The following is a 14,824-nucleotide window of genomic DNA, read 5'->3' as shown; positions in this document are numbered from 1 at the left end:
TTCATGCTCCCTATACCCAGCGCTATTTTTGTTTTCCTTCTAAGCGCGTCCCAGCCAATGAATTGAGTCGTCGAGCGTTATTATTGAGTGATTAGCGTACGTTGAATCCCGCTCCGATGGCGGTCAGTCTCAAAATATGGACACAGCGTATTTAACAGACTTCAATGCCTGGATCGATCAGACTTCGCAGCTTTTGCGCGAGCGGCGCTGGGATGAGGTTGACCTGGCCCATCTGATTGAGGAGATTGAAGACTTGGGCAAGCGTGAGCGGCGAGCCGTTGCTAGTCAGCTCATTCGCCTTTTACTGCATTTACTCAAGTGGCAATATCAGCCCCAGCGCCGCTCCGATAGCTGGCTAGACTCGATGACTGACGCGCGTACGCAAATCGAGCTATCGGTTGAAGATAGCCCCAGTTTTGAAAACTATCTTGCAGACCAGCTGGATCAGTGCTATCAGCGCGCCCGTCGTCAGGCCGCTAACCAGACTGGCCTGGAAGTTTCCACATTTCCAGACGTCTGCCCCTATTCTCCGGAGCGAGTGCTAGCAGATGATTGGCTGCCAGAATAGCTATTTCAGCATAGTAGTAGAGTAAACTCACTGTTCGTTGATTTATTTTAATGGGAACTTTTTTGGAGGGTGAGCTAGCCTCTATTCAGGCAATTTCAGGGGTGCTGACAGCACAAATTTGCGTCTCAATTCCTTTTGATCCGAGGCTTTCTAATCGTGACGCCGGGGATTACGATTCGCGATCGCCTGCTGGTTCATCGATACCAACTACAACGAAGGAAGCTCCTTCGTCCGCCACGCCTACTTCCTCGGCGCAAACGACCCCTACAAATCCCTAAAAACCACCCTCAAAGCCGAGATCGACCTCGAAGCCTGGGAAAGCTTATACAGCGAGACCTCTCGCCCGTTTAATAAACCGAAGTCGGGCCACATTGCTGTCAAGGTGATCAACCACCTCGGCGACGAAGTCATGAAGGTGTTTAGTGTAGGAGGATCCCCCTAAATCCCCCTTGAAAAGGGGGACTTTGAGATCCAGTTCCCCCCTTTCCAAGGGGGGCTAGGGGGGATCTCCGGTAGCTCGAGCCGCTGCCCGATCCCGCTAAATCCCCCTTACTAAGGGGGGCTTTGAATCCGTTTCCCCCCTTACTAAGGGGGGCTTTGAATCCGTTTCCCCCCTTACTAAGGGGGGCTAGGGGGGATCTCCCCTACCGCCACACCAGTCAACCCATGAACAAGCTAAATCATAGCCAGTTCCATCTCCCCTACAACCAAGACCTGATACCTCAGGCAAAAGAACTGCGTAAAAATATGACTCCTGCAGAGAAGAAGCTATGGGTTGACTTTTTGAGAGACTTCAAATTTCGCGTTCTCCGTCAGCGTCCAATTGACTATTTTATCGTGGACTTTTACTGCGCAGCACTCAAACTCGTCATCGAAGTAGATGGAGACAGTCACTTTACTGAAGACGGGCAGGCTTACGATCAGCAACGAACTCACAGACTTGAGCAATATGGGCTGAGCGTAGTCCGGTTCACCAATCAAGACGTACTCAACAATTTTGATGTTGTGTGTCACAAAATTCAGCATTGGCCAGAATCTCATGGTCCTCACGCCAGTTAGCTCACAGAGACTGGTGATGAATAGCCCTGAGCCTGACCTGGTAACCGTCGCCATGCCTCTCTTTTAAAGATGATGAGGTTCCGCATTAATTCGGGACGACGCGCCGTTTGCCAGAATTTGACTTAGCCATGACTAAACCTACATAGTACATGTTAGATTTATATAACATATGCCCCCCTGAATGATCAACTACAAAGATGACACATGTTAATTTAATACGTCATTGTAGAGAGCAGTCTGGCCTATCTCAGGCAGAACTTGGCGATCGCGTCGGCGTCACCCGCCAAACCATCGCAGCCTGGGAACGGGAAGACCGCGAGCCATCCGTCGCTCAGCTAGCCAAAATTGCCCAGACTTTGGGAGTCAGCGTCGAACTGCTGCTACAAACTTCCCGGCCAGCAACCGAAACCTTTGAACCAGGGCTCATGTTCAGAGCTGATGATCCTTCAGCCTTGAATCCCTACTTGCGAGCAACGCTTTCCCAAAAAGCAGCAGACTATGCCTTCGTAGAAACCCTGGTACAGGAAGTCCCTACCCTGCCCGCCCTGCGTCCCCTACAGGGTTACAACGACTACATCGTTGAGGAAGTTGCCCGCGAAATTCGCGACTGGCTTGGCGTGGGCGAAGCTTGCCCGCTAGGCGATGTATTGGCGCTGCTAGAGTCAAAAGGGCTAAAGGCAATCCTACATCCGCTGCCCCCAGAAATCTCAGGCTTTTCAGCCTATACCGAAACCGACGGCGCAACCATTTTCATCAATGAAAGCCATCCTACCGAGCGAAAATTCTTTACCGCCCTGCACGAACTGGCTCACCTGGTCTTTCACCGCCAGGAATACCGCATTTCCGTTGAGATTAAAGCTCACCTGAGGTTCAACAAATCCAAACGCAGCGACCCCAGCGAAAAAGCTGCCAATCACTTTGCTGGAGCCGTGCTGCTACCGGAGGACGTGATCCGGCGTGAGCTTCATGCCTACCGCGATCGCTGGCTACCAGAACCTTTGCTCATGGATATCAAGCGGAGATATGGCGTCAGCCTGCGAACAGTTCTATACCGCGCCAGGCAGGCCAAACTGATTACCATAAAGCAAAAAGGCCAGCAGATCGGCATCTTGAATAAAAAGTACGGGGCCGATAATGAACCTGTGACACTGCCTCAGCCAGAGCATTTAACCCGCCTAGAACGCATGGTTTACCTGGCACTACGCCAGGGAAAGATCACGATTTCTAGAGCCGCCGAAATCTTAGGCAAGCCTCTGATCAAAGTCCGAGAATCGCTCAACGCCTGGCTGGAGGAGGCTGAAGCTTGATTCTGCTCTCAGATGCCAACATCCTGATCGATATGGGCTCTAACCTCCCCCTTTTCAAGGGGGACAGAGGGGGATCTCAATACCTCAAAGCACCCGAGGATCCCCCTTTAGCCCCCCTTAAGAAGGGGGGCTAAAGAAAGCATGAGCTTATTTCTTTTAACCAAGATTCGAGCCGCCGGAATTCAGCAGATTGCTGTCAGCCGCGAATGGGTACAATCTGCACAGCTCTATCACCGAGGCCCATTCAGCCTTCAAGACGCCCTGTGCTTTTACTACGCAAAAAACTTTAATCGTCTGCTGCTGACCAACGAAAAACCGCTGAGAAACCTTTGCTATCAGGAGCAAGTTTCCGTTCATGGCACCCTTTGGATCATTCAGCAAATTGATCAGCGGCGAATCCTAATCAGTGCTGAACTCTGCAAGTGGCTGAGCATCTTAGTCCAGAAAGGGATCCGAATGCCAAAGCCAGAGCTGATAGAACTTGCCTCAACTGCTAACTGGCCACTGGAAACAAACCACCCATCCCCCCATTACTAACTATTTTCGTTTTCCCATTTCGCTGATGCCGCTGAAGAGCATAAACAGGCCGCCGAGCAGAATTGCGATCGCAACCAGCCCCAATACCCAATCCAACGAAGCCCCATTTTCCATGCATGTTTCCTTTGCTCTATTTGGCCCTATTTAAACGTGAGGCTTGCCCAGCGCTTCAAGCATTTGGCGCTCAGCGACTTCGGGATTATGCGAAAGAATAGTGAAATCCTCTCGGACCGCCGCAATTTCCTGAACGATCTCGCTCATAGACCGGCCTTTCTCTCGCTCAGCGCGGATATATTGCTTTACTTCTTCAGTCTTTAGAGTTTTAAGATTCACAGAAGGCCTCCCTCTGGCGTAATTGTAAAAATGCGCTTGGCTGTCTCGTCATCGCAGCTTTTGGCCTCAACAAATAGGAAATCGCCCACCGTGTAGAGATCATAAATACAAAATCTCAACCGGGCTAGAGTGCGAGCGCGGTCGCAAAGCACTAGCCCCTGAAGCTTGTTGAGCGTACCGTCCATTATTGACCATCCTCACATCTTACGGCGGTGGGCGAGTACAAATCTTTGATGTCCTGCCAGATCTCGATGGACCGAGATTTTCTCATACTGCCCCTGCGATCGCAGTAAAGCCGCAACCGCTTCGGTCTGCCCGGCCATCGTTTCCACCAGCCACAGGCCGCCGGGCTGGAGGTATTGAGGAGCCGTCTGCACCAGATGGCGAATGCAATCCAAGCCGTCATCGCCGCCGTCTAGAGCAAGATGGGGTTCGTGCTGCGTGACTTCGGGCTGTAGCGTCAAAACGGTTCGATGCGGAATATAGGGCGGATTAGAAACCATTCCAGCCAGTCCCTGCTGCCCGGCCAGCGGCTCAAACCACGAGCCCTGGTGGAACTGAATCTGGCGGCTGAGGCCAGCGCGGTCAGCATTGTGCTGCGCGATCGCGATCGCCGCCGCACTCACATCCACTGCATTCACCCGAGCCTGGGGAAAGCAATTTGCCAGGGCCAGCGCGATCGCGCCGCTGCCCGTCCCCAAATCCGCCCAGTCACCCCGCCGCAAAATTTCCCGCAGCGGACTTCGCTCCAGCGCCTGACTGACAATCTCAACCATCAGCTCAGTTTCAGGCCGAGGAATCAAAACAGCGGGCGAAACCGTCAGAGAAAACTGCCGCCAGCGAGTTTCACCCACCAGATACTGCACCGGAACACGCTCTTCAACCCGCCGCCGCCATTGCTGAGACAGGATTTCAAGCGGCACGTTCAGCGAAATCGAATCCTCAGCCGCGTAAGTTTCAAACCTCAGCGCCAGCCCGTCCAAAGCCGTCATCGCCTGCAAAAACCAATCCACCTCAGCCAGCGGCACGCCACCCGCCGCGGCCGCCTGCTGCGCCCACCGCCGCCAGGCCACCAGCTCTACCCCCCTCGCCACCCCTTCACCCACTCCATCACTCCCCTACAGCACCCGCAGCAAACTAGGAATATCCTGAATCTCCGGAAACCCGCGAATCTCATCCAGTGCCGCCTGAAAAGCTCCTTCCTGCACTTCGTGGGTAATCACCACCAGCTCGGCGATCTTGTCCTGCATGCCAATCTGCACCACCGACTCCAGGCTGACGCCGTGGTCGCCAAAGCAGTTTCCCAGCCGGCCAATTACCTTGGGCTGGTCTTTCACCAGCAGCCGCAGATACAGGCGGCTAAACAACTCCGCGTTCGGAATAATCGGACTGTAGTGCTGGTGGGAGCAGGCCAGCAGCGGATTAGCGACAGGCTGAGTCGCGGCGCTGGTGAGGGTGGCAGCGATATTGATAATGTCCGACACGACGGCGCTAGCAGTGGGACCCGCCCCGGCTCCCGGCCCGAAAAACATCACCTGCCCAATCGGCTCGCCCTCGACCAGGATGGCATTGTAGACGCTGTTGACGCTGGCCAGCGGATGCGCCTTCGGCACCAGGGTGGGATGCACCCGCACCTGCAGGCCGGGCTGGTTTGGATAGGGACGTTTCGCGATCGCGAGCAGCTTAATCACAAACCCCAGCTTGTCGGCGTAGGAAATATCGGCGGCGCTGACCTGGCGAATGCCTTCGCAGTAGACCTCATCGCGCTTAATTCGCCCGCCAAAGGCCAGGGAGGCCAGAATGGCAATCTTATCCGCCGCGTCGAAGCCGTCTACATCGGCAGCCGGGTCGGCCTCGGCGTAGCCCAGCCGCTGGGCCTCAGCCAGGATCGGCTCAAAGTCGCCGCCCTCATTCTGCATCCGGGTGAGGATATAGTTGGTCGTGCCGTTGACGATGCCGGTCACGGCCTGGATGCGATTCACCCCCAAACCCTGCTTCAGCGGCTGAATCACCGGAATGCCGCCGCCGACCGCCGCCTCTAGCATGACGTAGACCCCGGCCTGATTCGCAGCGGTAAAAATCTGGTCGCCGTAGCGGGAGATTACGGCCTTGTTGGCGGTGACGATGTGCTTGCCCTGTTTGATGGCCTTGAGGATGAGCGATCGCGCCGGTTCTAGCCCACCGATCAGCTCTACCACAACGTCGATTGCAGGATCGCTGACAATCGCCTCCAGGTCGGTTGTCAGACAGTCGGGCGGTAGGCTGACCTGGCGGGATTTGCTCAGCGACTTGACCCCAACCTTGCAAATTTCAATCGACTGAAGCAGCGGATGCCGCCCTTCCGGGTCTAGCAAAATTTTAGCGGTGCCGGTGCCAACCGTACCCAGTCCGAGTAACCCGACCTTAAAAACCATCCCAATCCCCAAGCGACACCCCAATTGTAAAAGCCAGAAGAACCCACTGGCTCTCCTGGCTTAAATTCAAGGGCGCTTAAATTCAAGGGCGCTTAAATTCAAGGGCAAGTTCTGAACGCCCCAAACTTGCTTAGTACGTCTCCACGTGCCAGCGATCGTTCTTCTTCATCGCCCGGCGGTACTCTTCCCAATCCACGTCAGACTTGGACGCCTGCTCGGCCAGGGCCGCATCGATGCCGTCTTCCATCCCTTTCAGACCACAAATATAGGTGTGAGTCTTTTCATCCTGGATCAGATTCCATAGCTCTTCGGCATGTTCCGCCACCCGATGCTGGATATACATCCGACCGCCTTCCTCGTTCTTCTGCTCACGGCTAATGGCATAGGTGATGCGGAAATTATCGGGATACTTGGCCTGAAGCGCCTCCAGCTCCTCTTTGTAGAGGATATTAGGCGTCTTGGGAATGCCGAAAATCAGCCAGGCAAAGCCCTTAAACCGATAGTCTGGGTTGGCCTGCCTTTCGGCCTCCTTGAACATCCGCCAGAGGTAGGCCCGGAACGGGGCGATGCCTGTACCAGTCGCCATCATGATGATATTGGCGTTGGGGTCGTCGGGCAGCAGCATCTCCTTGCCCACCGGGCCGGTAAGTTTGACCTTAGTGCCCGGTTCCATGTTGCATAAATAGGTCGAGCAGACGCCCTTGACCGTCTCTTCCGTCTCCGGATCTTCATAGACTAGCTGGCGTACGCAGAGTGAAACCGTCTTGTCGTCTACGTCATCACCGTGGCGGGTCGAGGCAATGGAATAGAGCCGGAGCTTATGGGGTCGGCCTTTCTCATCCTCGCCTTCGGGAATAACGCCAATACTTTGGCCCTCTAAGTAGTACATATCCCCCTCGGACAGGTCAAATTTGAGGTGACGTACCGTGCCAATCCCGCCCTCGGCAACCAGCTCATCATTCGATAAGCAGGCGCCCATGTAAGGCTCTTTGGGCTTGTAAATGTTGACTGGAACTTTCTTTTTCTGCTCTTTGGGTTTGGCTTGAGTCATGGGCCTATCGGTATCTCCGGATGCGGACTGGGCCGTAGAAGCTGCGCTGCCGTTATTTTCTATGGTGTCGCCGACCAGCGGACGAATGCTGACGATTTTTCCCCCCAGCTTGGCGATTCGCTTCATTTCCTGATTCATCCGGTTATAGGGAACCGTCAGGAACATGTTGCCGCTGCGCCGAATGGGGACATTGAGATTGCTAGCCTCGCCGTTCTGGCCCAGACCTTCGATCTCATAGACGTACAGCCGACTATTGGCCGTACTATTGGCTTTAACGCCGCTGATGCTTGGATTGTACATGCTTAACTCTTGTATCTCGAAATCCTCGTGATATATAGAGTATCATCGTCAGAGGGGCGAATCCATCTTCAAAGGGGCTTAGAAGTCCCTCAAGCAGCTCCAATCGCTTATGCCTTTGCTGGCAGCAGCACAGTATTCACGGCTTTTACTACTACATTAGAATAGCGATTCATTCTCAGGTAGACTGTTACGTGAGTTTCATTTCCAGACTTCTCTACCTTTCGGCTGAGCTGCTAGCTTGTGAGGAAACTGGGGTTTCTGGTAAAATTCGATTTACGGGATCGAAACGGTTCAAAAACTTTGGCTTTGTAGCTTTGGCTTTACAGCCTTAACTGATAAGTTTTGGAACGGATGCGATGAGTTGAGCGATCGGCGGCAGGATTGATGTCATTCTCCCATTTTTGGCAAAATCCTTGTAGCACTCCTTAGCAATACAAGTATTAAGCTTCAGGTTAACGACTGGGGCAGCTGTCATTTTTTAAGAGGGTAACCATGGCCAGTAAGCCAGAAAAAGTCATTTTAATTGGAGTTGCCGGCGATTCAGGATGCGGTAAGTCCACTTTTCTGCGCCGTTTGGAAGAGATATTCGGCGAAGAGTTTATTACCGTGATCTGCCTCGACGACTACCATAGCCTCGACCGCAAGCAGCGAAAAGCGCAGAAGGTGACGGCGCTGAATCCCAAGGCGAATAACTTTGATCTGATGTACGAGCAGATCAAGGCAATTAAAGCTGGGAACGCAATCGACAAGCCGATTTACAACCATGAAACTGGCGAGCTGGACCCCCCTGAGCGGGTTGAGCCCAACCACATTGTGGTGATTGAAGGGCTACATCCGCTCTATGACGAGCGAGTCCGCGAGCTGATCGACTTTAGCGTCTACCTCGATATCAGCGACGAGGTCAAGATCAACTGGAAGATCCAGCGGGATATGGAAGAGCGCGGTCATACCTACGAAGACGTGCTGGCCGCCATCAACTCCCGCAAGCCCGACTTCAAAGCCTATATCGACGTCCAAAAGCAGTATGCCGACGTCGTCATTCAAATCCTGCCGACTAACCTCATTCCCGACGATAAGGAAACTAAGGTCCTCAGGGTGCGGCTGATTCAGCGCGAAGGAATCGAAAACTTTGACCCAGTCTATCTCTTCGACGAAGGCTCTACCATCGACTGGATTCCTTGCGGTCGCAAGCTCACCTGCTCCTACCCCGGCATTCGGATGCACTACGGACCCGATAGCTACTACGGTAAAGAGGTCTCGGTGCTCGAGATTGACGGTCAGTTTGATCGGCTAGAAGAGGTGATTTACATCGAGAGCCATCTCAGCAATACCTCGACTAAAAACTATGGCGAAATGACCGAGCTGCTGCTCAAGCACCGCGAATATCCTGGCTCGAATAACGGCAGCGGCCTTTTCCAGGTCCTAGTTGGGCTCAAGATGCGCGAGACCTATGAAGTGTTAACGGCTAAGGCTCCAGCCAAGTCAACCGTCTAGCCCAGTCGGCCGACTTTACCGATTCCGAAAATGCTAAAGGGTGCTCAGCGAGCACCTTTTTAACTAGGCGTTTAGTCAATCTTTTTTCTGGCTTTTTTCTGGCTTTTTTCTGGCTTTATCCTGGCGGCTCGGGAGGATTCATCCGGCGGCGAGCAATCCAAAACACCGTTGCGGCGATCAGGCCAATGATGACGGCGCGACTGACTGGAGCAATGTAGGTTTCAATTCGCTCATAGTTGTCGCCCAGCAGGTAGCCGGCGTAGGTGAGAAAGGCGACCCAGATGACCGTGCCGACGGTGGAGTAAGTTAGAAAGCCAAGCATCTTCATCCGTGCAAAGCCAGCTGGAATCGAGATGTAGGTGCGGACGCCGGGGATCACGCGGCAGAGGCCGACGGCCCAGTAGCCGCGCTTCAGCAGCCAGCGCTGGGCGATGTCTACGTCTCGGCTCGACAGGCTAACCCAGCGGCCATAGCGATCGACCAGCTTTTTGACCCGGACGATACCCAGCGCCTGCCCAATGTAGTACCACAGCAGCGCCCCAGCAACCGAGCCAACCGTTCCCGCAAAGACGGCCCAGCCGAAATTAAGCTCGCCTCGGGCGGCGGCAAACCCGGCCAGGGGCATGATGATTTCTGAGGGAATCGGCGGAATGACGTTTTCGAGGAGCATCAGCAGCGCCACCCCAACGTAGCCCAGGGTCGCGATCGCATTCGTAATCCATTCAAGAATGGTGGTGTGGTCAGGCATAAAAAGCGCTATTTTATTCCAATATGCAGCGAAATTGAAAAAAACGCGTCCGCCTACTGGGGGGAGTCTAAGCTGAGCACATCTATCCCAGAGATGAAGAAAAGCGGTTGGCGTTTCGATACCCTAGCAGCTAGTACTGAGATTCATCAGTATTTTTACCCAGAAGCTTTATACCGTTTTCTTAGAAATATATGCAAATTGGTGCCATCTATGACGGAGAGCGCTGCCGGTTTACGGTGTGGGCGCCGGAGCGATCGCAGGTTGAGCTCGAGCTGGTCAGCCCCGAAGCGAAGCGGCTGCCGCTTCAGCCCCATGAGCGGGGCTACTGGCAGACCGAAGTGAAGGGTCTAGCCGCCGACAGCCAATACTTTTATCACATTGACGGGGGCGACGGTCGGCCCGACCCGGCTTCGCGGTTTCAGCCTGAGGGCGTCCATGGACCTTCTCAGGTCGTAGATCACAGCCAGTACGACTGGCAGGATGAAGGCTGGCAGGGCATTCCGCTCCAGGACTATATTGTCTATGAACTACATATCGGCGCGTTTACTCCAGAGGGCAGCTTCGACGCGGTGATTCCTCGGCTGGGCGACCTGCTCGATCTGGGTATCACTGCGGTTGAAATTATGCCGGTGGCCCAGTTCCCGGGAGAGCGCAACTGGGGCTACGACGGCGTATTGCCCTTTGCCGTGCAAAATTCCTACGGTGGTCCGGCAGGGCTGAAACGGCTGGTAGACGCCTGCCATCAGGCGGGGCTGGCCGTGATTATGGACGTGGTCTACAACCACTTTGGACCAGAGGGCAACTATACCGGGCTCTACGGCCCCTACGTCACCGACAAGTATCAGACGCCCTGGGGCAGCGCTATCAACTTTGACGATGCTTACAGCACCGGTGTCCGGAATTATGTAATTCAGAACGTGCTCTGCTGGTTTCAGGACTACCACATCGACGCCCTGCGGCTCGACGCCATTCACGCCATCTACGACTTTGGCGCCAAGCACTTGCTGTTGGAACTGTCCGACGCGGTACAAGCCTTTGCCGAAACCCGGCAGTCTCCGGCCTACCTGATAGCCGAAAGCGACCTGAACGACGCCCGGATCATTCGCTCGCCCAAAAAAGGCGGCTATGGCATCGACGCCCAGTGGAGTGACGATTTCCACCACGCCATGCATACTCTGCTGACCGGAGAGCGCACCGGCTACTACGCCGACTTTGGCAGCTGCGAAGCGCTGGCGCTGGCGATTAAGGAACGCTTTGTGTACGCCTGGAAGTACTCCAGCTTTCGCCAGCGCTACCACGGCAGCGATGCCGGCGACCTGCCCTCAAACCAGTTTGTCGTCTGCGTCCAAAACCACGACCAGGTGGGTAATCGGATGATGGGCGACCGGCTCACCCATCTGGTTTCCTTTGAGGCGCTGAAGCTGGCGGCGGGGGCGCTGCTGCTCTCGCCCTACATTCCCATGCTGTTTATGGGCGAAGAGTACGGTGAGGAGTCGCCCTTTCTATACTTCGTCGATCATGGGGATCCCGACCTGATTGCCGCCGTACGCCAGGGTCGCAAGGAAGAGTTCAAAGACTTCCATGCCACCGGTGAGCCGCCCGATGCGGCCAGCGAGAAAACCCTGAAGCAGTCCACTCTCCAGTGGGACAAGCGAGGTCAGGGCCAGCAGGGAACGCTGTACGCCTTTTACCAGCGGCTGATTGAGCTGAGAAAGCAGCTCGCGATCGCGACTCCTTCCCGGCCAGAAGACATTGAAGTTGACTTCGACGAAGCCAGCCAGACCGTCCAATACCTGCGGCAGCTGCCTCAAGGCCAACTGCTGTGCCTGATGAACTTTGGCAAATCCGCCGCTAAGATTACCTTTACCACTAACCTATCCTGGCAAAAGCAGATTGACTCCGCCGCGCCCGAGTGGGACGGCCCCGGCTCAGAAGCTCCCGAGACCCTGAGCCAGACCGCAGTATCGATCTCACCCCGTAGTGTCGTCCTTTATGCCACCGTTAAGACCTAGCGGTTTTGATTGGTCTGTCCGCTCCCCTGTTTAGAACATCCTCCTGTGAGTAAGCCATGCGTATCCCGATCGCGACCTACCGACTTCAGTTCAATCCGGATTTTGGCTTTCAGGAGGCCAAGCAGATTGCGTCCTATCTGGATGCCTTGGGCATTTCAGATATCTACGCCTCGCCAATTTTCAAAGCGAGGTCGGGCAGTAGGCATGGCTACGACGTGGTCGATCAGAACCAGCTCAACCCGGAACTGGGCGATCGCGGCGAGTTCGACGCCTTAATCAGCGACCTGCACGAGCGGGGGATGGGCTGGCTGCAAGATATCGTCCCCAACCACATGGCCTACGACGGGCAGAATCAGTACCTGATGGACGTGCTGGAGCATGGTCCCCACTCCCAGTATTTTGACTATTTCGACATTGAGTGGGAGCATTCCGACGATATTCAGGGCAAGCTGCTAGCGCCAATGCTGGGCGACTTTTACGATCGCTGTCTGGAGCGCGGCGAAATTCAGATCAGCTATGACAAAGATGGCCTCAAGGTCAACTACTACGCCCTGCAGTTTCCCCTCAGAATTGAGTCCTACGCCCAGTTCTTGACCCATGACCTGCACTGGCTGCGCCGTCGCCTGGGCCGTCAGCATCCCGACTACATCAAGCTGCTGGGGATTCTGTACCTGCTCAAGGACACCTTTCCAGAGATGGCGCTGCAGCAGCGCAAAGACCAGTCGGCCTTTGTCAAGCAAATGCTGTGGGAGCTGTACCAGGACAATCAGGAAGTCAAGGCCTTTATCGATCAGAACATCGAGACCTTTAACGGCCAGCCCGGTAAGCCGGGCAGCTTTACCCTGCTGGACTCGCTGCTGCTAGAGCAGTTTTACCGGCTGTCTTTCTGGAAGGTGGGGGCAGAGGAGCTGAACTACCGCCGCTTTTTTACCGTCAACGAGCTGATTTGCCTGAAGATCGATAGCCCCAAAGTGCTCAAGAACACGCACAAGCTGATCTTTCAGCTGGTGGATTCAGGCGCTTTTGACGGTCTGCGGATCGATCATATCGATGGCCTCTACGACCCGACGGTTTACCTGAAGCGGCTGCGCGAGCGCAAAGAAGACCTCTATATCGTGATCGAAAAAATTCTTGAGTTCAATGAAGAGCTACCCTCCTACTGGCCAGTCCAGGGCACCTCAGGCTATGAATTTTTGAACTACGTCAACGGCGTGTTCTGCCAGCAGCAAAATCGTAAGCCGTTTTCTCAGTTCTATCGCCGCTTTAGCGGGGTGACGACGCCCTATGAGCAGCTCTTTCTAGAGAAGAAGCAGCTGATTGCCGACACCAACCTAGTCGGCGATATTGACAACCTGGCCCGCTTTTTGAAGAAAGTCGCCAGCCAGTATCGCTATGGCCGCGACCTCACCGCTAGCGGTCTGAAGACGGCGATTCAAGAAGTGCTGGTGACTTTTCCCATCTACTGCACCTACATTAACCAGCGGGGGGTAGCCCAGCGCGACCTGAAGTATATTCGCACCGCCATTCAAGCGGCCCGCAAACGGATTCCCCAGCTGCTGAATGAGCTCAATCTGATCGAGCGATTTTTGCTGCTGGAGTACGAAGACTCGCTGCCCGAAGACGAACGGGCGGAGTGGCTGCATTTTGTCATGCGGCTGCAGCAGTTTACCGGGCCGCTAATGGCAAAAGGGGTCGAAGATACGCTGTTCTATGTCTACAACCGGTTTATCAGCCTGAATGAAGTGGGCGGTTCGCCCGAGCATTTCGGCCTGTCGCTGATGGATTTCCACGAGTACAACCAGCGGCAGTATGAAAACTGGCCCTATACCCTCAACGCCACTTCCACCCATGACACTAAGCGCAGTGAGGACGTGCGAGCCCGGCTGAATGCAATTTCAGAGCTGCCGGCGGAATGGCGATCGCAGGTCAAAACCTGGAGTGAGCTCAACCAGCCCCACAAGCAGTCCCTCAGCGGGCACCTAGTGCCTGACCCGAACGACGAATACTTTCTCTACCAGACGCTGGTCGGCGCCTTCCCCTTTGACCCCGGTGAGCTGGACTCGTTTAAGCAGCGGGTGAAAGACTACGTGGTCAAAGCCGTCCGCGAGGCCAAGGTCTACACCGCCTGGCTGCGGCCTGACACCGAATATGAAGAAGGCTTTGTCAACTTTGTGGAGGCGCTGCTCACCCCCTCACCCGAAAATCCGTTTCTAGAGCAGCTGCAATCTTTTCAGCAGAAGATCGCTGACTATGGCATCTACAATGCGCTTTCCCAGACCCTGATTAAAATGACTGCCCCCGGCATTCCCGACTTTTATCAGGGCACCGAAATGTGGGATCTGAGCCTGGTTGACCCCGACAACCGCCGCCCGGTGGATTACGACCGACGGCTGACGGCGCTGAAGAGCATCCAAAAGGACTGGCAGACCGATAAAGAAAAGCTGATGAAGGAGCTGCTCAGCCGCCGTACCGACGGGCGGATCAAGCTCTTTTTAACGATGCGCGGATTGGCCCTGCGCAATCAGTTCCGCCAGGTGCTGCAAAATGGCAGCTATGCCCCGATTAAAACGGTTGGCAAACATGCTGATAATCTGATTGCCTTTGCCCGTCATAAGGGGGAACGAACGATTGTCGCGATCGCGCCCCGCTTTCTGACCGAGCTGATCCAACCCGGGGAATACCCGCTGGGTGCTAAAATTTGGAACGATACGCAGATCGAGCTGCCCGGCGGGGCCGAGGCCAGCTGGTGCGAGTGGATCACGGACCGCACGATTGCTGCCGACAATGTGATCTCGGTAGGGGAGGTGCTGCGGCATTTTCCAGTGGCGCTGCTGGTGAGCGAAAACCATCCGGTTGACCTGTAGGCTAAGGGAATGGCAATTAAATAGCGTACCGGTTCGCCCACTCTTCGAGAAGCCGCTTTGGCGTCTACACCCTAAATCCCTCTCCCGGGGGGCTACTGTGTATACACAACTGTGAGATAATGACCGAAAGTGCTGAT

General features: G+C 54.8%; 12 protein-coding genes and 1 pseudogene. 7 read left to right on the top strand and 6 right to left on the bottom strand.

Annotated elements, in window-relative coordinates:
- Positions 1-136: 136 nt before the first annotated feature.
- From IQ241_RS09070 to IQ241_RS09060, 4 genes and pseudogenes are all read left to right on the top strand, one after another.
- On the top strand, positions 137-568 hold the full coding sequence (locus IQ241_RS09070) for a DUF29 domain-containing protein (protein ID WP_193906229.1): 432 nt from the start codon (positions 137-139) through the stop codon (positions 566-568).
- A gap of 181 nt (positions 569-749) precedes the next feature.
- A pseudogene (locus IQ241_RS26460) lies at positions 750-1,010 on the top strand (DNA methyltransferase); the annotation flags it as partial.
- A 224-nt stretch (positions 1,011-1,234) separates the two neighbouring features.
- On the top strand, positions 1,235-1,627 hold the full coding sequence (locus IQ241_RS09065; RefSeq protein WP_193906227.1) for an endonuclease domain-containing protein: 393 nt from the start codon (positions 1,235-1,237) through the stop codon (positions 1,625-1,627).
- A 197-nt stretch (positions 1,628-1,824) separates the two neighbouring features.
- A complete protein-coding gene (locus IQ241_RS09060) occupies positions 1,825-2,934 on the top strand; it encodes an XRE family transcriptional regulator (protein WP_193906225.1) in 1,110 nt (369 codons plus the stop codon).
- Between the two features lie 537 nt (positions 2,935-3,471).
- Here IQ241_RS09060 and IQ241_RS26455 read toward each other — a convergent pair.
- The 5 genes from IQ241_RS26455 to petH form a co-directional block, all read right to left on the bottom strand.
- Entirely contained in the window at positions 3,472-3,585 is a 114-nt protein-coding gene (locus IQ241_RS26455; RefSeq protein WP_193906223.1) for an NAD synthetase, read from the bottom strand.
- A gap of 30 nt (positions 3,586-3,615) precedes the next feature.
- On the bottom strand, positions 3,616-3,804 hold the full coding sequence (locus IQ241_RS09050; RefSeq protein ID WP_193906221.1) for a hypothetical protein: 189 nt from the start codon (positions 3,802-3,804) through the stop codon (positions 3,616-3,618).
- Positions 3,805-4,001: 197 nt separating this feature from the next.
- Positions 4,002-4,910 (bottom strand): peptide chain release factor N(5)-glutamine methyltransferase, encoded by a 909-nt coding sequence (prmC, locus tag IQ241_RS09045; protein ID WP_193906218.1) that lies wholly within the window; start codon positions 4,908-4,910, stop codon positions 4,002-4,004.
- 12 nt (positions 4,911-4,922) lie between these two features.
- Positions 4,923-6,218: a homoserine dehydrogenase gene (locus tag IQ241_RS09040; RefSeq protein ID WP_193906216.1), complete on the bottom strand. Its 1,296-nt coding sequence runs from the start codon at positions 6,216-6,218 to the stop codon at positions 4,923-4,925.
- 130 nt (positions 6,219-6,348) lie between these two features.
- Entirely contained in the window at positions 6,349-7,569 is a 1,221-nt protein-coding gene (gene petH / locus IQ241_RS09035; RefSeq protein WP_193906214.1) for a ferredoxin--NADP reductase, read from the bottom strand.
- Between the two features lie 492 nt (positions 7,570-8,061).
- Between petH and IQ241_RS09030 the strand changes: the two genes are divergently transcribed.
- A complete protein-coding gene (locus IQ241_RS09030; RefSeq protein ID WP_193906212.1) occupies positions 8,062-9,063 on the top strand; it encodes a phosphoribulokinase in 1,002 nt (333 codons plus the stop codon).
- Between the two features lie 115 nt (positions 9,064-9,178).
- Here the strand turns inward: IQ241_RS09030 and IQ241_RS09025 are convergent, their stop codons facing one another.
- Complete coding sequence (locus IQ241_RS09025; protein WP_228021522.1) at positions 9,179-9,811, bottom strand: DedA family protein; 633 nt, start codon at positions 9,809-9,811, stop codon at positions 9,179-9,181.
- Positions 9,812-10,002: 191 nt separating this feature from the next.
- Between IQ241_RS09025 and treZ the strand changes: the two genes are divergently transcribed.
- Both treZ and treY read left to right on the top strand, forming a co-directional pair.
- A complete protein-coding gene (treZ, locus tag IQ241_RS09020) occupies positions 10,003-11,823 on the top strand; it encodes a malto-oligosyltrehalose trehalohydrolase (RefSeq protein WP_193906210.1) in 1,821 nt (606 codons plus the stop codon).
- A gap of 56 nt (positions 11,824-11,879) precedes the next feature.
- Positions 11,880-14,687, top strand: coding sequence for a malto-oligosyltrehalose synthase (gene treY, locus IQ241_RS09015; protein WP_193906208.1), 2,808 nt, complete (start codon positions 11,880-11,882; stop codon positions 14,685-14,687).
- Positions 14,688-14,824 lie beyond the last annotated feature (137 nt).

Source organism: Vasconcelosia minhoensis LEGE 07310 (assembly GCF_015207255.1).
GTDB classification, from domain to species: domain Bacteria; phylum Cyanobacteriota; class Cyanobacteriia; order Phormidesmidales; family Phormidesmidaceae; genus Vasconcelosia; species Vasconcelosia minhoensis.
The sequence above is the reverse complement of the archived record's forward strand: the minus strand, read 5'-3'. Positions and strand labels throughout refer to the sequence as shown.